Genomic DNA, 19,703 nt, shown 5'->3' with positions numbered 1-19,703 from the left:
CCCTTGAGCGCAGACTCGCTCCTCGACTTGCTATCGACTACGTCGCGCCAGTTCGACAAAATCAGAAATTCTCATGACCACGAGGATAGGACGTTACCTCCGACTGCCATTCTCCGGGAGATACCAGGGCATGGCTCCTACCGCTACGCTGCCTATGCCGGCCAGAGATTTGTCGTGGACGCGACCACACGATCCGTGGTCTACACACTCGATTGAATTCACAAGCCGCGAAGCTTGTCAAAGTCAGATAGGAAGGGAGAGTTCGCAGCCGCGCACCCCTGGAGGATCAAGCCGTCACCAACCTTGAGCCTTAGCTCCCCTGAAACCGTTCAGTTCGCCTCCGGCACCCGGCGACATCAGGGGCAGGGATGGGGTCGAGATCGCGGTCAGTGACAAGCGCATGAAATCTCTCGACCATCCCGATGGTCTCGAAGTGAGCGTTCTCGGCCCGCAAAATCGCCCTTATGAGGTCCAATCGCTCCCCGAGGTCCCCCTGGGCCTTCTTATCGTCGGCCACAAGCATGTCGATGACCGCCGCAAGGATGCTCTCGAAGCCGTCAAGGCGAGCCCGATCTGCTTCCATATGTTCGAATTCTGCTTCCACATTCATCGAGACCACTCCCTGTAGTACAGGGAACGGATCAAGGATCTGGTTTATTCCCGCAATGCAACCTGTTTATACACTGCCTGAGCTACCCGGATAATGCTGGAAAATGCCAGGCGATCACGTCAAAATCAAAAACTGGCAGGAATATTCGGGATGGTCCAAACGTTCCTCAGGTGTGCGAGTAGCGAGGAGTTATGTCGGCCATAGGGCAGGATCTGGTAGTGCTTCTGCCGCGTCTCCGACGCTTTGCGTTTATGCTGTGCCGCTCGTCGCCGCTAGCGGACGACCTCGTCCAGATCACCTGTGAGAAGGCTCTGGCGAGCGCGGACCAGTGGAGCCCGGGCACCCGGCTTGATGCTTGGCTGTTTCGCATCATGCGCAACGCCTGGATCGACCACGTGCGCCATCATAGGAACGACGCCATGACGGACGATGTTCGCAATCACGAGCAGGATCTGCTCGACCATGAGAGCGGGGAAAGGCAGATCATCAGTAAACTCACGTTGACCGAGGTTCAGCGCGCTATCGAAGATTTGCCCTCGGATCAGAGGGAGGTTCTCCTGCTGGTCTGCGTCGAGGACCTCGCCTATCGGGAGGCTGCGGAGGTCCTTGGCGTTCCGATCGGAACGGTCATGAGCCGTCTGTCGCGAGCGAGGAGGCGCATCGCGGAAGTGACGCAGGCTGCGTGAACGGGAAGCACGGAGTGGAATCATAATGGCCCTGTCGAATATCCATCTCACAGATGAACTCCTGATGGCCTTCGCCGATGGCGAACTTGACGATGACGTTGCCGAGGCCGTGGCACAGGCCATCACCCTCGACGCATCAGCGGCCCTCAAAATTGCGGGGTACATTCGAAGCCGTCAGGTCGCGCGTGCCGTGCTCTCGACGCCGGATAAACTGGCCGTTTCCCCAGCCCTTCTATCCGCCGTCAAGGAGAAAGTTCAGGCAGCCGCAGATGACGCCACCGGCCTCCAGAGAGATAATATAGAGCCGGTCGCCTCCGCGCCGCAGGCGCGGCAGCCTCGACGCCTCCAAGTGGTCTGGATGCCTTTGGCGGCATCCATCGCGGCCGCGGCCGTAGGGCTCGGCGGATTTGTCGCCGGTCGCTATGCCAACGACTCGGATAGCGCTGCGAACCAGCTCGGGTACCTGGAGAGCAAAGAAGTGGCGCGCCTCCTCGCTACCGCGCCTTCCGGCACCCAGGAGGCAACAGCTTTTGGGAACCTGCGTGTGGCTGCAACATACAAAACGGCGGGAAGGCTTTGCAGGGAGTTCAGTCTCCGACAAGCGTCCGGCGTGACAACCGCACTAGCCTGCCGGTCCGGAGGAGGTTGGCAAGTCGTTCTGGCAATCGCCGAACCGGATGGATCATCTTACGTCCCTGCGAGCGGCGGCGACCTCATAGGCTCCTATTTGCAGAGTATCGAAGCCGGCGATGCTCTTGCTCCTGACGTCGAAAGAGGTCTTTTGGGACGTTAATCCATTGCCATATGAGGACATCTGCAGATTGCGGATCCTGATCCTCACTTCCTCATCCAGGATCACGAGCATGCTCGAGTGATCCTACGAGAGCCAGACGGCTTTTGCGACCTGACCTGTGCTGCCGATGGAGGAGAACTCGGCCGCGCCCGTGATAGGACGGTCCATCAAGTGTGACCTGCGAGCCTTCACGACGCCGAATGACGTTCGCCATCGTCAGTCGTCGCCGCAAAGTGTGATGACCCGCTGGGTATCATGAATTTCGCTTGTCGAGGCAGTTTTGCGGCAGTTTCCCGCGAAAGATTGAGGTTCGTGGCGAGGACATCGACAGGGTTTGAAGCCAGCCAAGCAGAGAGATCGTTGGCTTCATACCGGCCGTTGTTGAACCCGATCAAAACGCGCAATAGAGTTGCACCGATGTTACGGATGTAATGTCCTGAACCCATGGGGGCGTAACCGACATCGCCTGCCTCGAACCGATCCGTAACCACCTGCCCCTCGGCCAGAAAGACGGCCATTTCGGCCTGCCCTTCAAGATAATACTGCCATTCGTCTGCGTTGGGATGCCAGTGCAATTCGCGCATTGCGCCCGGCTGGATCTCGAGAATGGATCCCGCCATGGTGGTCGAGATCGGAAACTCATTGACCGTGACCACGCGCTGGGTACCCCCGCCCGCGACCCTCCGCGGCTGCTGGGCCAGCAGCGGATAGCGATGGGTGGAGGTGAGCTGGGCTGCGGGCCTTGGCGCAGCATCCGCCGACTGATCGTCCGGAGCCGGACCCTGGGCGAAATACGCTTCGCCCTTGGGCAGAGTTGCCAGATCGTCCGGCGACAATCCCAGATTCTGAGCGAGCACATCCGGTGGTGTCCGCGACAGCCAGTCCGTGATGCTGAAAGTGTGGTCCTCCGAGAAGTCGCCATTGTCGAAAATCAGGATGAAATGGCAATCCCCCGGCCCAAGCCCCTGGATCGAATGACCCCAGCCGCGCGGAAAATACCAGACGTCCCCTGGCCCGAAGGTGTCCGTCGCAGCGGCACCGTTGGGGTGAAGGATCGTCGTACGGCACTGGCCGGACACGACATAAGCCCATTCGGCTGCATTGGCGTGCCAGTGCAACTCGCGCATCGAACCTGGCGCGAGGCGCATGGACACACCGGCGATTCCAATGCTGGCCGGGAACTCCCTGACGGAGGCCCCACGCGTGACCCCGCCCGCGCCGACACGCGGAGGGGCGCTCTCGAGCCGATAGCGAAAGGAAAGGGTCGGTTCGGTCATGATCGGGCACTCCGAAGGGCGGAAGGGATAAGGGCGGCCTTATACGTATCGCGGGATCGGGCCCCATTGCGGGGTCTGATCAGGCAGCTCGACCTCGGCCTCGTCGATGAAGCACCACCCCCATCCTTCAGGCGGATCGTAGCCTTCGATGATCGGATGCCCCGTTGCGTGGAAGTGCGACCGCGCGTGCTTGTGAGGGGAATCGTCACAGCAGCCGACATGGCCGCAGCTCCTGCATAGACGCAGGTGAACCCATGGACTGCCGATCTTCAGGCACTCCTCACACCCTCTGGCACTGGGAACCACCTCATGGATCGTTGCGCGGTGAGTACAGGACATCAAGCTTCCTCCTTGGCTGTTTGCTCGGCCAGCAATGCGTGAATTTGCGAAACGACTGCGGCGCCCTCGCCGACGGCTGCCGCGACGCGCTTTGTCGAGCCGGCTCGAACATCGCCGATGGCGAAGACACCGGGAACATTCGTGCAAAGAGAATGGCTGCCTTGGCCCGTAACGATGAAACCCCGGTCATCGGTTTCGACGCAGTTGCGCGCCCAATCCGCGTTGGGATCGGCGCCGATGAACAGAAAAAGATAACGCACGTCGAAGCGGAGGCTCGATGCACTGTCCTCTTGTTGGAAGAGAACGGACTTCAGACCTGTTCCGGCATCTCCGTCCAACGCCGCGATGTCGAAGCCGACATGGATGTCAACGTTCGGCAAGGCCGCGATCCGGTCGATCAGATATTGCGACATGGTTTGCGTCAGGTCCCGGCGAACGACCACATGCAGCCGCCTGACCTGCGGCGCGAGAAAAACGATAGCTTGACCGGCGGAGTTGCCACCTCCTACGAGCACGATGTCCTCTCCGGCGCAGAGTCGCGCTTCGATGGGAGAGGCCCAATAAGAGACCCCGGCCCCCTCGAACATCGAAAGGTTGGGAACGTTCGGCTTTCGGTAATGGGCCCCGGAGGCGATGACCACGGACCGGGACAGCAGGCGCTGGCCGCCCGTGAGCGACAGGGTCAGCGCCGCCTTCGAACATTCTAGATGTTCGACCTCGACCGGTACGGCGATTTCGGCGCCGAACTTCAAGGCCTGATTAAAGGCGCGGCCTGCAAGGGCCTGGCCAGAGATTCCGGTCGGAAAACCGAGATAGTTCTCGATCCGAGCGGATGCACCTGCCTGTCCTCCCGTTGCGCGGGCATCGAGGACGATGACCTTCAGCCCCTCGGAGGCCGCATAAACCGCAGCCGCGAGGCCAGCCGGCCCGGCGCCGACGACCGCAACATCATAGACCGCGTTCGCGTCAAGAGCAGGTGTCATCCCAAGGCACGCAGCGACATCGCGATCACTCGGACGCTTCAGGATCGCCCCGCTCGGACAGACCACCAACGGCAGATCGTCGGGGACGATGCCGGCGCGTTCGATGAGGGCTCGACCCTCCTCGTCCGCATTGGCGTCGAGGACGAGGTTGGGAATGCCGCTGCGCGTCAGGAAATCCTGCAGACGCACCATGTCCCGGCTGCCCGGGGATCCGATCAGGATTGTGCCCGCCCCACCCTCGCCGATCAACGCGACCCGCCGGAGAATGAGGGCGCGCATCACGGTCTCGCCAAGCTCGGCCGCCCCGACCATCAGGGCCCGAAGATGGGCGGGATCGAAGGGAAGTGCGGTGCAGCCCTCCGGACCCGCGTGCGCGGATACCAGGGAGGGCCGACCCGCCAGTTGTGCGACCTCGCCGGTCAACTGACCCACCCCGTGGACCGTGATGGGAGCTTCCCGGCTGAGGCCATCGCGGCGGACCACTTCGATCGTCCCCTTCAGGACAAGCCAGGCGGGTGCATCAGCGGCCGCGAAGGCGTAGACGCTCCCTCCAGGCGCGAAGCTCTCCTCCGGTCCGCTGGCGAAACGCCGGGCAATCGCGGTCTGCTCCGCGTTGAAGACGGGGAACATCTGATGCTGGCGGTCGGCAAGGTTGCTCATGGTTGCAACTTCCTGAAGAATGGTCCGGGCGAGCAATCTTGCATTCAGTTCCCGATGAAGGCCAGAAGATCGTTGGTGAGCCGGCGTGAGGCGTGAACTGCGAGCGACTCTCGGGAACTGGTCCCGGTTTCGAGCATAGTGGCAAAACCCTGAACCAAGGTTTGCATGGGAAAATACGGGTGGGAGCGTCGTGCGCGATGTCCTAATGTCTCGCCGCAACGAGGAGGATCCTCATGACGACGCTCTCGGAACGTACGGCTTCTCCTAACACCGGCGCCATGAGCCGCAGGTTGACCTTTGCCATGGCGGCAGCCGCTGGAATCGCGGTCGCGAACATCTATTACAACCAGCCGATGCTGGGCGTCATCGAGAGCGAATATCCCGACGCCCTCACGATATTCGTGCCCACCGCCACGCAGCTCGGATATGCGCTTGGACTGTTGACCCTCGTGCCTCTGGGGGATCTGACCGAGCGCAGGGGGCTGATCGGCGCACAGTTCCTCGCCCTTGCGGTTGCACTCGCCGCGACCGCACTCTCATCGGGCGCCGTAACCATCCTGTTGGCGTCCGTCCTCGTCGGCGCGGCAGCCACCGTCGCGCAGCAAATCGTGCCGCTTGCCGCTCATCTGGCTGCGCCCGAGCGGCGCGGCGCAACCGTCGGCTCCGTGATGGCCGGCCTTTTGTGCGGCATCCTTCTCAGCCGGACGGTGGCGGGGCTCGTCACGACCTCCATCGGCTGGCGTGGCATGTTCTGGCTGAGCGTTCCCCTTGCGCTCGCTGCGGGCGCCATGATGATGGTGATGCTTCCCCGCAGCCGCCCGGCGGCCGGGCTCAGCTATTTTGGACTGCTGGGCTCTTTAGGCGGATTGTGGCGCGAGCTTCCGGTGCTGCGCCGGGCCTCCACCACGCAGGCCATGCTCTTTGCAGCATTCAGCGTCTTCTGGACGATCCTGGCGCTGAGGTTGCAGGAGCCGGTCTTTGGGCTCGGCGCCGACGTGGCCGGTCTTTTTGGAATCGTCGGCGCCGTGGGCGTGCTGGCGGCTCCCGTAGCGGGCCGCTTCGCGGATCGCTACGGCCCCCGCCTTGTGATCGCATCGGGCGCCGCACTCACATTCCTGTCCTGGATCGTGTTCGGCCTGTGGGAAACGATCCCGGGTTTGGTGGTTGGCGTGATTCTTCTGGATTTCGGCATTCAGAGTGCCCTGGTCTCGAACCAGCACATCGTCTACGCGCTTCGCCCCGAAGCCCGTGGCCGCCTCAACACGATCTTCATGTCCACCATGTTCGTCGGCGGCGCTCTCGGCTCGGCGGCCGCCACCACGGCCTGGGCCCATGGCGGCTGGATCGGTGTCGTCATCCTGGGCGGGGTTTTCGCGGCGGCCGGTACGCTGCTCCAAATCGCAGGCCTGAGAAGAGGCCGCTGACCGTCGGCGCGATCCGGGAACGCCGCCGCCTCAGCGGATCGCGCGGATCAGGTCCGCGTCGGGATAGCAGGTCGCCTCGCGGCCTGACTTCCTCTGCCATTCTCCGATGGCGGTTCTCGTGGCGAAGCCGACGAGGCCATCCGCCTTGCCCACGTCGTAACCCTGATCCTGAAGCGTCCGCTGCATCACCGTGATGGTGCCACGGTTCAGCGAGGCCGTCGGGGCCCATGTTCCTGAGAAGGATGATGTGCCGCCCAACCGGTCGGCCACGTGCCCGATGAAGAGGGCGTAGAGATCGGATTCGTTGTACTGCTTCAGTATGTAGAAATTATCCGTCACGAGAAAAGCCGGACCCAGCCGGCCGGCCGGCATCAGCAGAAACCTCGTCGCATCCCGGGGCGCGCCCGCGCGCCCTGTCGCGGGAACGATCCCCAGGCCCGTCCACTCGGAGCCCGGCCTGCCCTGACGTGGCCCTTCCAGGGTACAAGGAACGCCCGACGGTACGCGCACCTCCTCGCCCCATCCTCGATCCGGCCGCCACCCGTGCTCCCGCAGGAAATGGGCGATCGACGCGAGGCTGTCGGGCACGGAACGCCAGATGTCACGGCGCCCATCGCCGTCGCCGTCGACGGCGTAGCGGAGATATTTCGACGGCAGGAACTGCGGCTGCCCCATGGCGCCCGCCCATGAGGAGAGCAACTGCGCCTCCGGCACGTGGTCCTTCTCGACCATGGTGAGAGCTGCCAGAAACTCCGGGCGGTAGAGAGCCCCCCGCCGCCCCATGAAGGCCTGAGTGGCCAGCACGCTCAGGGCATCGTGTCGAGGAACCACCCGGCCGAAATGGGATTCCCGCCCCCAGATGGCCACCACGATCTCGCGCGGCACGCCATAAGTGCTCTCGACTTGGTCCAGAACCGTCTTCCACCGGTTGAGAAGTCCCTTGCCGGTCGTGGTCAGATCGACGATCTGCCGTTCCACGAAATAGCGCCCCGGGCTTTGGAACTCAGCCTGCTTCTGATCGCCCGAAGGGATCGCTCTTCCCGGGGGCTGGAGGTCGGGCAAATCCCATTTGAGGCCGATGCTGCCCAGGGCATGGTCGTACGTCGCGCGCGATATCCCCTGCTGCCGGGCATCGGGCCAGACGCTCTGCTCCAACCACATTCGAAACTCGGCTTCGACGGCCGAGCGCCCTGTCATAGGTGAGGCGAAAGTCTTGCTTCCAAGAAGCAGGCACAGGATCGCCAGAACCGCGAACCGCCCTGCAGAGATGACCCCCACCGCTTGCATAAGCCCTCAAGACCCGACGGGCGACGACTCGATCATCCTGCGGATGCGGGTCGCCAGGGCTTCGACGGCGAACGGCTTGGTGATCATCTCCATTCCGGGGTCCAGGAAGCCGGACGCGATGGCGGCATTCTCGGCATAGCCCGTGATGAACAGAATCTTGAGGCTGGGCCGGAAGGAGCGGGCATAATCCGCGAGTTGACGCCCGTTGATGCCCGGAAGGCCCACATCCGTCACCAGAAGGTCGATCCGCCGGGCGGATTCCAGGATCTTGAGGCCCGAAGGCCCGTCGACGGCCTCGAGCACCGTGTAACCCTGGTCCTCCAGCACGTCCAGGATCAGCGCGCGCACCACGGGCTCGTCCTCGACCACCAGAACCGTCTCGCCCGAGTCGGCGCGGCGGATATCGCCCAGCCCCCCGTGGGCGGCCTCGGCTTCCACGTCTCCATGATATCGCGGCAGGTAGATCTTCAAGGTCGTGCCCTGCCCGACCTCGCTGTAGATCCTGACATGCCCCTGAGACTGCTTGGCGAAGCCGTAGACCATGGATAGGCCAAGGCCCGTACCCTGGCCGATGGGTTTGGTGGTGAAGAACGGGTCGAAGGCCTGGGCGATGATGTCCGCCGGCATGCCGGTTCCCGTATCGGACACGCAGATTGCCACGTACTGGCCGGGCTCCACATCCGTTTGGGCGGCCGCATAGGCGCTGTCCAAGTGCGCGTTCGCGGTCTCGATGGTGAGTACGCCGCCATCCGGCATGGCGTCGCGGGCGTTGATGGCCAGGTTGAGGATCGCGCTTTCCAGTTGATGGGGATCGCATAGGGTCAGCCACAGCCCACCCGAGGTCACCAGCTCGAGCCGGATATTCTCGGCCATGGTCCGCCGCAGGAGTTCCTCCATGGAGGTAACGAGCTGGTTGGCGTTGACGGGCTTGGGGTCGAGAGGCTGGCGGCGGGCGAAGGCGAGCAGGCGGTGGGTGAGCGCGGCCGCCCGGTTGGCGGACGTCATGGCGGCTTTGGCGTAGCGTTCCAGGGTGTCGTGGCGCCCTTGCGCCATGCGGGTCTGCATCAGGTCGAGGGAGCCGATGATCCCGGTGAGCAGGTTGTTGAAGTCGTGCGCGATCCCGCCCGTCAGCTGGCCCACAGCCTCCATCTTCTGAGCCTGCCGAAGCTGGTCTTCGAGAACCTTGCGTTGCGAGACGTCGCGTCCGATGCCGTGGAAGACCTCCGTTTCCGGCGTCAGCGTCCAGTTGATCCACCTGTCCGATCCATCGCGATGCCGGAACCGCACGTCGAGATCGTGGGTAGCGAAGCCCTTGCGCAGGGATGCGTAATGATCCTTCAGCCCTGCACGATCTTCGTCGTGCACCAGGACCTCGAGCCGGGTTCCGACGATCTCGCCCGGCGCGTAGCCCAGCATGTCCAGCCATGCTGGGTTGGCCTGCCGGATCGTACCGTCCATGGCGCAGGTGGCGAAGAGGTCGCGCGAGAGGCTCCAAACGCGATCCCGCTCCTGGGTCCGCTGCTCGACGCGCTCTTCGAGAGTCTCGTTCAGGTTCTGGAGATAGGCCTCGGCCAGCTTCGTCTCGGTGATGTCGTAGACCACGCCGACGAAACGGACCCCATCGGTCTCGGCATCCTCCACGAACTCGCCGCGGCGGGCCAGCCAGCGGACTTCGCCGTCGTCGGCGCGGCGGATGCGCGTCTCGATGGAAGCGGAGCGCTCTCCGCCATCCGCATGGGCGTCCGCCAGAAAAACGTGGCCCGCGCAGACAAGCGCGTTGATCGTCTTGACGGGCAGGACGCTCGCGGTGTGCAGTCCGAGGAGTTCGCAGAACTGCCGCGACACCGTTGCGGTGCCGAACCCCTCGACATATTCGAAGGTCCCGATGCCGCCCGCCGTCTGGGCGATCCTGAGTCGCTCCGAGATCCGCTTCTGGTCCGTAATGTCGACGAGAATCCCCGTGAAGCGGATCGGCTCGCCTGCCTCGTCGGGATGACTGCGACCTCGCGCATGGACCCAACGCCACGAACCGTCGGGGGCGCGAACGCGAAACTCCTTGGAAAACAGCTCCGCGCCTTCGACGATGCCCGCGACGGCCATCTGGATACGCGGCCGGTCCTGGGGGTGGATCACCGAAAAGAAGACGCTTTGCGGAAGCCCGGAGGCCGCCTGCTCCGGATCGAGGCCGTAGAGTGCGGCGAAGCGGTCGTCGGCCGTCAAGCGTCGGGCACGGATATCCCAGTCCCAACTACCGGCGCTGCCGGCCACGTCCAGGGTCAGCCTGAGACGTTCGGTGGCGGCCGTCAGTTGCGCCTCGGTTGCGGCCGCCCGGCTCTCGAGAGGCGTGAATGTGGCGATCGCGAAGGCCGCTTCGGTTCCAAACGGCGCGATGAAAACCTTGAGCGGCGTCCCGGCCACGCCATGGCGCAGGCCCGGCACCTCCCCGTCCGCCGCCGGCCCGCCGTCGAGGGCGTGGCCGAGCCGGACCAGGGTGTCGGAACGGGTTCCGGGCAGCCACAGGGTGTCGGTGCCTTGTCCGACAAGCGCGCCTTTGGCCGTATCCGTCAGGGCCTCCATGGCCGCGTTGACGGCGAGAACCGGCCTGTGAGGCGCACGAAGGTCCAGGATGGCTGCGGCCGTGTCGGACCGCAGCAGCGCCGCGAGAACGGGCCCACCCGCCCGGTGCGCCTCTCGCAACGGCTCGGAGATGTGAGGGTTCGGGATGGTCAAGGCCTCATCCTAGCCCGAAGCGGCCGATGAAGTTCCCGCCTCTGACTCCGCCGTCACACGCTCGATGAAGCTGCGGATCAGTTGCTTGAGGGCTGCCAGGGAGGGAACATCCATCAGCATGGCGATGTAGCCGCGAATGTCGCGATGGCGGATCGAGAAGTTGATGTAGAGGAACAGAACCAGACCCTCCCGGTCGCTTTCCTCCCGGGCGGCGAAAAGAAGGGCGCCGTCACCGCGCAAAACCTGCGGCAACGACATGGTCAGCGACCGTTGGAGCATATTGGCCATGGTGGCGAGGCAGCCGTTGAGAACCACGTTGCCGGTTTCAGCCAGCGCCTCGTTCTCGATATCGATCAGATCCTCACCCGACAGTTCGTCGCCTGCGACCGCGCGAACGAGCTCGAGGCTGCTGGCCTCCGGGAAGATCAGAAGCGCCCTGCCGGCGAAAACGCCCTCGAAGGTCTGCTGGACGGCTACGAGCTGGTCCGCCTCCCGCTCGCCTACCAGGGTGGCGGCCGCCTTGCGGCTCATGACCTCCACGGACGGGACGGAGAGCAGGACCTGTTCGCCGACCATCTTGCGCAAGCTGGCGGCTGACCGGCTGACACCGATATTGACGAGTTCCGTCAGCGCATCGCGCTCCAGGTCACTGAGGTCGATGTCGTAGGACATCAGGCTTGCGCCTTACGAAGACGCAGCGCGGCGCCTGACACGAAGGCCCGCAGGGCATCCTCCGTCAGGGGCTTGCCGACGAACGTCGCGTTGATGGCCCTCGCCCGTGCGATGACCTCGTCCTGCACGTTCGCGGTGATGAGCGCGATGGGCATGTCGGGATGCCTGGACCGCAACTCCGCGGCCAGGTCCAGCCCGTCCCGGCCGGGCATGTTGAAGTCGATCAGCACCAGATCGATCTGGCGTTCGCCAACGACGGCCAGCGCCTCGTCGGCATTGCCGGCCTCCACCCGCTCCCAGTCCGGCTGGAGAGCCGTCAACGCCTTCGTGGCGACGATACGGGCCAGCTTGCTGTCGTCTACGATGAGGACGGTTGCCATCCACCTACTCCGATAGGACTGGAGTCCATCCGGCCCCACCCTGCGATCACTTTCCCTACGATTATGGGCGGCTCCGGCGATTTGCAACCCGCCCAGACCGAGGTTGCGGCCTCTTCTAGGACAGGATCGGAAGCAGCCGTTCCCGCACGAAGAGATCCGGGCTCTGGCCCTGCAGCGGCGGCCTCAGGGCAAAGAGCACTTGGAACACGGCCGTGTGGAGACGATCAACCCTGTCCAGGTCGACCGTTCGAAACCGATCCGCTTGAAGAAGCACGAGCAATGGTTCCGCGTCCTCGACCCCGCAATCGCCTTCCAGGTGGACCACCTCGGCTTCCAAACGAACGCTCATCCGATCAGCTCCGCGATGTCCAGGACCATGAGAACCGATCCGTCACCCTGGATCGTGGTGCCGATGAGCCCTGGAGCCCCGGCCAGGATGCCGGTCATGGGACGCATCATGACGTCCATCCGGTCGATGAATCGGTCCACCGCGACCCCAACGGGCTCGCTTCCGACCCGCACGACCAATACCTTGACGTCCTGCGCAAGCGAGTCTCTCTCCGGCCCGTCGAGCAGAGCCGAAAGGTGCACCAGCGGAACGGTCCGGTTGCGCAGGACGAAAGCCCGGCCGCTTCCCACGGGGGCGATGCGGTCTCGCCTGATGGCGGCCGTCTCGATGATGGAATCCATGAGGACCCCATGCACGCGGCCGCCAGCCTCGACGGACATGATCTGGGTCATGACCACGGAAGTGGGCAGATCCATTTTGACCGTGGTGCCATGCCCGGGGCGGCTGAGAACGCTCACCCGCCCGCCGAGGCTCTCGACCGCAGCCCGCACCGCATCCATGCCGACGCCACGGCCGGACAGGTCCGTGACGGATCCCGAGGTCGAGAAGCCCGGGGTGAAGACCAGGTCGAGGATGTCGTCATCCGACATGGCCGCCAGCCGGTCCGGCGCCACAACCGCGCGTTCGGCGGCGACCCGGCGGATCCGGGCGGGATCGATCCCTCGGCCGTCATCCGAAACTTCGATGGACAGGCGGTTGCCGAACCGGGACGCCCGGAGGGTGATCGTCGCCTCCGGAGACTTGCCGGCCTCCAGGCGCACCTCTCCCGGCTCCACGCCGTGATCGATCGCGTTCCGCAGGACGTGGACGAGGGGCTCCGACAGGGCGTCGATCACGGTCTTGTCGGCCTCGATGTCCTCGCCGCTCACGGTCAGGCCGACCGTCTTGCCGAGCCGCGCCCCGATCTCGCGCACGGTCCGGGGGAAGCGGCGGAAGATATCCCGCAGCGGCAGCATCCTCACATCCACGACGGCCGCGTGCAGGTCCCCGGCGAGGCGGTCGATGACCGCGTGATGGGCCGCGAGCTTCCCGGTCCAATCGACGTCCTCACCGACCCGCCCGGCTGCGTCGACCAGATGCGCGAGCGCATTCTTGGCCACGATCAGCTCGCCCACGAGATCCGCCAGCCGATCGATCCTGCCGGCTTCGACCCGCACGGTTCTGGGGCCGGCAGGTGGACCGGAATCCGGTCCCTGTGCCCCGGAGGGCGCGGACGCCACGGCTGGAGCCGGTTCCGCGTCGCGGACGAGGAAACGGACTTGGTCCGGCACGAAGCGGAATACGGCAGCCACATCCGGGTGCGGCGCCCCCGACAGCGCTTCGATGACGAGATTGCAGGCGAAGGGGTCGAAGCTCCCGGCAGGCGGCCAGGGATCCCGCGCGGAGACCTTCAGTGCGGCGAGTTCCGGCACCGAGCGCATCAGCCCAAGGGGATCGTCGCCGGAAAAGAAGCAATCCGGGCGCGGCTCGTAGCGGATCGCCGTCAGTGGCCGGCCGGATGCCGCCGCAGCCGGGTCCGAGCCCCGCAGGGCATCGAAGAGAGCATCGGCCCAGGCCGCGTCCGCCCTCGAGGCGACTGCAGCCAAGGAAGGGTTCGGCGTGTCGAGGAGAGACCGCACCCCGGCCGCCAGGGCGTCCGCCTTCTCCGGAGCATCCGGCGGCAGGTCTCCGTTGGCCTCCACGGCTCCGACCCAGCGCTCGCTCGCCTCCAGGCAGGCGAACAGCGCTCCCAGGGCCGCCGCATCGAGATCGAGACCATCGGCTCTCGCGGCCGCGAGCAGGTCCTCGGCGGCGTGAAGAAGGTCGCCCAAAGGCTTCAGGTCGAACAATCCCACGGACCCTTTCAGGGTGTGGACCGCCCGGAAGGCGCTGTCGAGACGGTGCGGATCGAACGGTCGACGCTCCAGGGCCAGAAGGTCGTCGGACGCCTGCTGGATGAGTTCCTTCGCCTCGACGATGAAATGGTGAAGGAGGTCGTCCACCGTCAGCGCTCCGGGAGCTTGCGGATGGGCTTCTGGTAGACCACGGCATCCTCGAAGCGGCGGGCCTCGAAGCGGTCGGAGATCCGGGACATGGATTCCGTGTGGCCCAGGCAGAGAAACCCACCGGGGTTCAGCGCATCATACAGCGTCCGGGCGGCAGCGGCGCGGGAGGCGTCGTCGAAATAGATCAGCACGTTCCGGCAGAAGATCACGTCGAAACGGCCCTGGCGAGCCATCGAGTTCGCGTCGATCAGGTTGGCCTGCGTGAATCTCACCGATTCCCGCAAGTCGGGGATGATGGTCCATGAGGCCCCGTCCCCAGGCTCGAAATAGCGCTGGAGCACGTCCGGCGGCAGCTTGGTCACCGACCGCGCTCCATAGGACCCTGCCCTGGCGGCCGCCAGAACGTTCGTGTCGATGTCCGAGCCGACGATCTCCACGTTGTAGGCGTCCACGACCGGCCAGTTCTCGAGCAGCCAAAGGGCGACGGAATAAGGTTCCTCTCCCGTGGAGCAGGGAACGCACCAGATCCGGACCGGGTCTCCCGGCCCGCGCGTGCGCACGATCTCCGGAAGCATCGCCCGGCTGAGGCAGTTCAGCTGGTGGTCCTCGCGGTAGAAATAGGTCTCGTTCACCGTGAAGGCATTGATGAGGCTTTCCACCTCCCGGTCGTCGGTGCGCAGCAGGGACAGGTAGGTCATGAACGTGCGCGCGCCCGTCGCCGACATCCGGTCCGCGACGCGGCGGTCGATGTAGTAGCGCTTGGATTCTCCGAACTGCATTCCGGTTCTCTGGTAGAGAAAGGCGCAGAACTGCAGCAATTCCTCGGCGCTCAGGGGCTGCAGGGGGTCTCGCATGCCCTCGGCCAGGAAAGGGACCTGGATCATCGGGACGGCACCATGTCCATGAGGCGGGCTGCGATCCGGTCCAGGGGCGCGACGATCTCGGCGCCGCCCGCTTTCACGAGTTCGCCCGGCATGCCCCAGACGACGGCGGTCTCCTCGGCCTCGGCGAGGGTGCGCCCGCCTGCGGCCCTGAGGCGCGTCATGGACCGGGCGCCGTCGTTCCCCATGCCGGTCATGAGAATGCCGACGATCCGGGCCGCCTCCCGATGCGCCATGGCGCTCTCGACGAGACGGTCGACGCTCGGGTGCCAGCGGTAGTCGGGGCTCGATGGAGCCGACAAGGCGATGGTCCCAGTGCCCCTGGCGCTCAGGATGATGTCGGCGTCGCCTCGCCCGATGTAAACGTGGCCCGGCAGAAGCGGGGTCGGCCCGACCACCTCGGAGACTGGCATGGCGCAGAGCTTGTCGAGCCTGCGCGCCAGTGATCCCGTGAAGGTGGCGGGCATGTGCTGGGCGATCACGATCGGCCATGGGAACGAGGCCGGAAGGGGCATCAGCAGCGCGTCGAGCGCCGGAGGACCGCCCGTGGACGCGCCCACGAGGACGATGCCGTCGCCCGGCGCAGGGGAGGATGCTCCGGCTCCCGATCCCGACGGGCGCGACGGCGCGACCGGCCGGGGCGGCGGCCGGTCGAGGCCCGTCCGGAGCCTCACCCGATCGCGCAGCCGCTTGGACTTGGGCAACCGGGCGCTCGCAGCCGCCCTCACCTTCTCGACCAGAAGCGGCGCTAGCGCTTCGATCTTCAGCGATATGGCGCCGCCCGGCTTGGGAACGTAGTCGACGGCCCCCAGGTCGAGCGCCTCGAGGGTCGTGTCGGCCCCAGCCTCGGTCAGCGACGACACCATGACGACCGGGCACGGATGCTCCAGCATGATCCGGTCGAGGCACGCGAGCCCGTCCATGTTGGGCATCTGCACGTCCAGGGTCACGACATCGGGCTTCCAGGCCGGCAGCAGGGCCAGCGCCTCCTGGCCGTCCCGCGCGAAAGCCACCTCGAAGTCGCCCTCGGCATCGAAGATGCCGCCGAGGAGCCTGCGGATCAGGGGAGAATCGTCGACAATCAGGACGCGGATCACGGGGCGGGGCGCTCCTGTTCGAGCATGCCCCGCAGGAGGTCCTTCTCCGCCCGATCGAGAAGCTCCCGGGGATCGATCAGGAGGACCATGCGGCCGTCCGGGTCGAGATTGACGATCCGGTCGATCAGGCCCGAACCGCCTGCGGCCAGCTCGGGGGTCTGGCTGACGCGGTCCGCCGGCACCGCGAGGATGTCCGAGGCCTCGTCGACCACGAAACCCGCCTGCACCCCGTCGATGCCCACCACGATCACCCGGGCGCGAAGGCTCTCCCGACCCTCGACCTGGAACCTCCGCCGCTGGTCGATCACCGGGACGACACGCCCGCGCAGGTTCATGACACCGTCGACGAAGGCCGGAGCCCTGGGGATGGGCGTGAGCGCGTCCGGCAGGCGAACGACCTCCTCGACCGCGGCGACCGGCAGGCCGTATTCCTGGCCGCCGAGGCGGAAGACCAGAAACTGCTCCGTGGCGGCGGTTGTCATGTCGAACCTTTCGGTGCCGTGCCCCGTCGGGGCGTCCGCCTCCGGGCCCTCCACGGCGCGCAGGAGCTTGTCGGGGGACAGCAGGGACACCAGCCGCATGCCGTCCTGCAGGCGTCCTATCCCTTGGATCTCGGCCTCACCGCCCCGGGTCAGGATCGCCGGAACCGGGTCGACCTCCGCGTCGGACACGCGAACGATGTCCCTCACCCTGTCGACGATCAGGCCGAGCTCGGCCCCTGCGGAGCGCAGGATCACGGCTCTGGGCCGACCGGATCCGCCCGCCGCCGGCAGGCCCAGGAGGGCTCGCGCCCAGACCAGAGGCAGGGTGCGCCCCCGCAGGTCGGCCACGCCCGCCATGGCGCCATCCGTTCGCGGCACCTTCATCATCTGGCCCGGCGCGTTCACGATCTCTTCGATGCAGTCGAGAGGAAGCCCGTATTCCTGTCCGGCAGCCTCGAACGTCAGGAAGAACCGACCAGCCTCGTCCTGATCGACCGAAACGGGCATCGCGGCCTCGGCCCCTTCCTGGCGCGCCCGACGGCGTCCTCGGTCGTCGAAATCCCGCGCCAGCAGGGCATCCAAGGCGAACATGCGGATGGGATCGCCGTCCTGGGTCGCCCCGTCCTCCAGAACCCCGAAGAATGCGACATCGTCCACGGCCAGCCCCAGGGGGCCGTCATGCTCCATCACGACGACGCGCGCCCCCGACCCGGTTTCGGACGCGGTCTCCGACAGCCCGGTCAAGACCGCCAGGGAGACGACGGGCAGGACCGTCCCCCGAAGGTTGGCGACGCCCGCAAGGCTCGGCGGGGCCAGGGGCACCCGGGCCAGGGCGGGATAGCGGATGACCTCCACGACGCTCGCGCCGGGGAGTCCGAACAGGGTGTCGCCGACGCGCACGACGAGCGTCAGGCCCTCGTCCGTGGGAGCGCGTTGCGCCGCCGCCACGGCGATCAAGCCTCCGCCGTGACGAGTTCTTCGGCCAAGGACGCGATCTCCTCGATGGCTGCGGCCAGGTCCTCGGCGCCCCGCGCCTGCTGGCGGGCTGCCGTCGCGGCCTGCGCGGCCGCGACGGACGCCTCCTCGGCCACGGCGGCAATTTGCTGGGTTCCCTTTTGGATCTCCCCGACGGCGTTCAGGATCTGGTCGGCCCCAGACAGGATGCCGGCACTGCCCTGATGGATCGCATCCGCTTCGGTCTCGACCGTTTCCAGGCGCTCGGCTACGATCCGGCCTTTGGCGACCTCGCCCTCCGACACTGCCGTGATCTGCTCCAGGTCGCGCCGCACGAGGGCGATCTGGTCTCGGATCGCACGCACAAGGTCCTTGATGCGCTCGGCATTGGCGGAGGAGTTGCGGGCAAGCGCCCGGATATCGGCCGACACCACCGCGAATCCGCGACCTCGGTCTCCGGCGCGAGCGGCCTCGACGGAGCCGCTGACCGCAAGCATGTTCGTCTGGACCGCGATCAGCCCGATCCCGTCCACGATCTTCTCGATGCGCCGCACCGCGCCCTCCAGGCCCCCGACGCGCCGGATGGCCCCATGGGTCTCGACCAGGGCGGCTCCAATGCCGTCCACGAGCGCGACGACGGCGCTCCGGTTGGCTTGGATCTGGGATCGGATCCTGTCGGCTCCTTCCATGGCGAGGGCAGCTGTGCTGCGCGAGAGGACGGCCGACCGGCTGATCTGGACCATAGCGGCATTCGCCTGCTGGGTGGCGGCGGCCTGGATGGCCGCGCCCTGGCTGATCTGGTCGATGGCCGTCAGGATCTGGCCGGCGGCGCCGGAAATCTCCTGGATGGCGGCGGAGAGCTGCTCGGCGCCCGAGCCCACCTGCCCGGCCCCGGAGGCCAGCAGGCCGTTGGATTGAAGGTCCTCGGCCAGCGCCGCGAGATTCTCGGCGGTCTGCTGGCTCTCGTCGAGGGCGGAGCTCTGCTCCTGTACCGCCCGCTGGGCCTCGGACGTGGCGGCGGCCTGCTCCTCGGCCGCGCTCGCGATCTGCTCGCTGCCGCGCTGGGCCTCCCGCATCGCCGTTTCGGCCTCCACGGCCGCCAGGAGGATCGTCTGGCTGCCCTCCGCCAGGGCACCGATGTCGCTCCGGAGGCTGTCCAGGGTGGCCATGATGGCCCCGGCGCCGTCGGCCTCGCGGCCGATCGCATGAGCCGTCTCGCGGATGGTGGCCGCCAGGGAGCGGACCTCTTCGGCGACGTCGACCGCGAGGGTCTGAACGTCCCCGGCGCCCTTCTCGGACGCGGCGGCGAGCGCCCTGACCTCATCGGCCACCACCGCGAAGCCTCGCCCGTCATCGCCCGCCCGCGCCGCCTCGATGGCGGCGTTAAGCGCCAGAAGGTTCGTCTGGTCGGCGATCTCGCCGACCGCCCGGGTGATCTCGTCGATGTCGGTCGCCTGCCGTTCGAGCACGGCGATGGTCTCGACCGACCCGTTCTGCCGGGCGGCGTTCGCGCGCACGGCCGCCACGGACGCATCGATCTGGGTTCCGGTCTCGGCCAGCAAGGTCTGGAGCGCGGCCGTGCGGCTCCGGGACGTCTCCGTATAAGCCCGCGCCGCCGAGAAGGCCGCACCGAGCTGCCCGATGGACGCAAGCGACTGGTGCGAGGCCCCCGCGGCCTGTTCGGCCGCTCCCGCGATCTGCTCGAGGGCCCTGCGCAGTTCCTCGGCGGCGGCCGACGCTTCGGCGACGCCCCCGGCGAGCTGCTCCGTCGCGGCTCCGATCCGTTCGGCCGCCTTCTGCCGCGCCCGCGACCGGTCCTGGGCCCTTCGTTGAGAGCCGCCCTGCCGCGCCGGCTCCGCAGGAAGGCTGCCCGGATCCGGGCGATGAGCCTCTGAGAGGTCGGACTTCTTGACGAGAGCCATGGGGCGCCTTCTGACGACGGAATGTGAGGTCTCCCCGCATCCGCCGGACGAACGAGGCCGCGCGCCGGACGGGGGTCGAGGATGGTCTATCGACAACTAGATAGGTCGGCAAGCAAGCGGGACCATTGGACGGTTCTCGGCCGTGACGGCGGCGCCAGGAGCGCAGCAACGCACGCCGTCGGAGAAGAGGCC

Annotated in this window: 17 protein-coding genes; 3 read left to right on the top strand and 14 right to left on the bottom strand. The window is 66.2% G+C overall.

All coding sequences use genetic code 11. The annotated features are described in order from the left end of the window. Positions 1 to 310: 310 nt before the first annotated feature. A complete protein-coding gene (locus ILT42_RS14675) occupies positions 311 to 610 on the bottom strand; it encodes a hypothetical protein (protein ID WP_204216367.1) in 300 nt (99 codons plus the stop codon). A gap of 191 nt (positions 611 to 801) precedes the next feature. Between ILT42_RS14675 and ILT42_RS14670 the strand changes: the two genes are divergently transcribed. Both ILT42_RS14670 and ILT42_RS14665 read left to right on the top strand, forming a co-directional pair. Next, on the top strand, positions 802 to 1,296 hold the full coding sequence (locus tag ILT42_RS14670; RefSeq protein WP_229428678.1) for an RNA polymerase sigma factor: 495 nt from the start codon (positions 802 to 804) through the stop codon (positions 1,294 to 1,296). A gap of 25 nt (positions 1,297 to 1,321) precedes the next feature. Beyond that, positions 1,322 to 2,089: an anti-sigma factor gene (locus tag ILT42_RS14665; RefSeq protein ID WP_204216365.1), complete on the top strand. Its 768-nt coding sequence runs from the start codon at positions 1,322 to 1,324 to the stop codon at positions 2,087 to 2,089. 188 nt (positions 2,090 to 2,277) lie between these two features. On the opposite strand, the gene ILT42_RS14660 is transcribed toward ILT42_RS14665, so the two are convergent. Genes ILT42_RS14660 through ILT42_RS14650 form a run of 3 tightly spaced genes read right to left on the bottom strand, consistent with a single transcriptional unit; the run spans position 2,278 to position 5,348 of the window. Continuing rightward, on the bottom strand, positions 2,278 to 3,366 hold the full coding sequence (locus ILT42_RS14660) for a cupin domain-containing protein (RefSeq protein ID WP_204216364.1): 1,089 nt from the start codon (positions 3,364 to 3,366) through the stop codon (positions 2,278 to 2,280). 39 nt (positions 3,367 to 3,405) lie between these two features. Further along, the gene (locus ILT42_RS14655; protein WP_204216363.1) at positions 3,406 to 3,705 is read right to left on the bottom strand and encodes a UBP-type zinc finger domain-containing protein; all 300 of its coding nucleotides are present in this window, start codon (positions 3,703 to 3,705) and stop codon (positions 3,406 to 3,408) included. Continuing rightward, the gene (locus ILT42_RS14650) at positions 3,705 to 5,348 is read right to left on the bottom strand and encodes an FAD-dependent oxidoreductase (protein WP_204216362.1); all 1,644 of its coding nucleotides are present in this window, start codon (positions 5,346 to 5,348) and stop codon (positions 3,705 to 3,707) included. The genes ILT42_RS14655 and ILT42_RS14650 overlap by 1 nt, the downstream gene beginning before the upstream one ends. A 233-nt stretch (positions 5,349 to 5,581) precedes the next feature. Here ILT42_RS14650 and ILT42_RS14645 point away from each other — a divergent pair, with 233 nt between their 5' ends. Continuing rightward, positions 5,582 to 6,772, top strand: coding sequence for an MFS transporter (locus ILT42_RS14645; protein ID WP_204216361.1), 1,191 nt, complete (start codon positions 5,582 to 5,584; stop codon positions 6,770 to 6,772). A 30-nt stretch (positions 6,773 to 6,802) separates the two neighbouring features. On the opposite strand, the gene ILT42_RS14640 is transcribed toward ILT42_RS14645, so the two are convergent. The 10 genes from ILT42_RS14640 to ILT42_RS14595 form a co-directional block, all read right to left on the bottom strand. Next, positions 6,803 to 8,059 carry a lytic murein transglycosylase gene (locus tag ILT42_RS14640; RefSeq protein ID WP_204216360.1) on the bottom strand — a complete coding sequence of 419 codons (1,257 nt, stop codon included), beginning with the start codon at positions 8,057 to 8,059 and terminating at the stop codon, positions 6,803 to 6,805. Positions 8,060 to 8,065: 6 nt separating this feature from the next. After that, positions 8,066 to 10,789 (bottom strand): hybrid sensor histidine kinase/response regulator, encoded by a 2,724-nt coding sequence (locus ILT42_RS14635; RefSeq protein ID WP_204216359.1) that lies wholly within the window; start codon positions 10,787 to 10,789, stop codon positions 8,066 to 8,068. Between the two features lie 9 nt (positions 10,790 to 10,798). Further along, positions 10,799 to 11,461, bottom strand: coding sequence for a chemotaxis protein CheX (locus tag ILT42_RS14630; protein WP_204216358.1), 663 nt, complete (start codon positions 11,459 to 11,461; stop codon positions 10,799 to 10,801). Beyond that, entirely contained in the window at positions 11,461 to 11,841 is a 381-nt protein-coding gene (locus ILT42_RS14625) for a response regulator (protein ID WP_204216357.1), read from the bottom strand. The genes ILT42_RS14630 and ILT42_RS14625 overlap by 1 nt, the downstream gene beginning before the upstream one ends. Before the next feature lie 115 nt (positions 11,842 to 11,956). Beyond that, positions 11,957 to 12,190, bottom strand: coding sequence for a hypothetical protein (locus ILT42_RS14620; protein ID WP_204216356.1), 234 nt, complete (start codon positions 12,188 to 12,190; stop codon positions 11,957 to 11,959). Further along, positions 12,187 to 14,172, bottom strand: a complete 1,986-nt coding sequence (locus ILT42_RS14615; RefSeq protein WP_204216355.1) for a chemotaxis protein CheA — start codon at positions 14,170 to 14,172, stop codon at positions 12,187 to 12,189. The genes ILT42_RS14620 and ILT42_RS14615 overlap by 4 nt, the downstream gene beginning before the upstream one ends. 2 nt (positions 14,173 to 14,174) lie before the next feature. Then, entirely contained in the window at positions 14,175 to 15,059 is an 885-nt protein-coding gene (locus ILT42_RS14610; RefSeq protein ID WP_204216354.1) for a CheR family methyltransferase, read from the bottom strand. Continuing rightward, positions 15,056 to 16,153: a protein-glutamate methylesterase/protein-glutamine glutaminase gene (locus ILT42_RS14605; protein ID WP_204216353.1), complete on the bottom strand. Its 1,098-nt coding sequence runs from the start codon at positions 16,151 to 16,153 to the stop codon at positions 15,056 to 15,058. Before ILT42_RS14605 ends, ILT42_RS14610 begins: the two co-directional genes overlap by 4 nt. Beyond that, positions 16,150 to 17,583, bottom strand: coding sequence for a chemotaxis protein CheW (locus ILT42_RS14600; RefSeq protein ID WP_204216352.1), 1,434 nt, complete (start codon positions 17,581 to 17,583; stop codon positions 16,150 to 16,152). Before ILT42_RS14600 ends, ILT42_RS14605 begins: the two co-directional genes overlap by 4 nt. Positions 17,584 to 17,588: 5 nt before the next feature. Further along, the gene (locus ILT42_RS14595) at positions 17,589 to 19,511 is read right to left on the bottom strand and encodes a methyl-accepting chemotaxis protein (protein WP_204216351.1); all 1,923 of its coding nucleotides are present in this window, start codon (positions 19,509 to 19,511) and stop codon (positions 17,589 to 17,591) included. Positions 19,512 to 19,703: the final 192 nt, after the last annotated feature.

Origin of the sequence: Microvirga pudoricolor (assembly GCF_016892705.1) — a bacterium.
Taxonomy (GTDB): domain Bacteria; phylum Pseudomonadota; class Alphaproteobacteria; order Rhizobiales; family Beijerinckiaceae; genus Microvirga; species Microvirga pudoricolor.
This window is presented reverse-complemented; position numbering and strand designations above follow the sequence as displayed.

Excerpts from the sequence above, each read along its gene's own strand:
- ILT42_RS14675 (WP_204216367.1), bottom strand. The coding sequence starts at position 610 with ATGAATGTGGAAGCAGAATTCGAACATATGGAAGCAGATCGGGCTCGC.
- ILT42_RS14620 (WP_204216356.1), bottom strand. The coding sequence starts at position 12,190 with ATGAGCGTTCGTTTGGAAGCCGAGGTGGTCCACCTGGAAGGCGATTGC.
- ILT42_RS14640 (WP_204216360.1), bottom strand. The coding sequence starts at position 8,059 with ATGCAAGCGGTGGGGGTCATCTCTGCAGGGCGGTTCGCGGTTCTGGCG.
- ILT42_RS14630 (WP_204216358.1), bottom strand. The coding sequence starts at position 11,461 with ATGTCCTACGACATCGACCTCAGTGACCTGGAGCGCGATGCGCTGACG.
- ILT42_RS14665 (WP_204216365.1), top strand. The coding sequence starts at position 1,322 with ATGGCCCTGTCGAATATCCATCTCACAGATGAACTCCTGATGGCCTTC.
- ILT42_RS14625 (WP_204216357.1), bottom strand. The coding sequence starts at position 11,841 with ATGGCAACCGTCCTCATCGTAGACGACAGCAAGCTGGCCCGTATCGTC.
- ILT42_RS14610 (WP_204216354.1), bottom strand. The coding sequence starts at position 15,059 with ATGATCCAGGTCCCTTTCCTGGCCGAGGGCATGCGAGACCCCCTGCAG.
- ILT42_RS14595 (WP_204216351.1), bottom strand. The coding sequence starts at position 19,511 with ATGGCTCTCGTCAAGAAGTCCGACCTCTCAGAGGCTCATCGCCCGGAT.
- ILT42_RS14650 (WP_204216362.1), bottom strand. The coding sequence starts at position 5,348 with ATGAGCAACCTTGCCGACCGCCAGCATCAGATGTTCCCCGTCTTCAAC.
- ILT42_RS14645 (WP_204216361.1), top strand. The coding sequence starts at position 5,582 with ATGACGACGCTCTCGGAACGTACGGCTTCTCCTAACACCGGCGCCATG.
- ILT42_RS14670 (WP_229428678.1), top strand. The coding sequence starts at position 802 with ATGTCGGCCATAGGGCAGGATCTGGTAGTGCTTCTGCCGCGTCTCCGA.
- ILT42_RS14655 (WP_204216363.1), bottom strand. The coding sequence starts at position 3,705 with ATGTCCTGTACTCACCGCGCAACGATCCATGAGGTGGTTCCCAGTGCC.
- ILT42_RS14660 (WP_204216364.1), bottom strand. The coding sequence starts at position 3,366 with ATGACCGAACCGACCCTTTCCTTTCGCTATCGGCTCGAGAGCGCCCCT.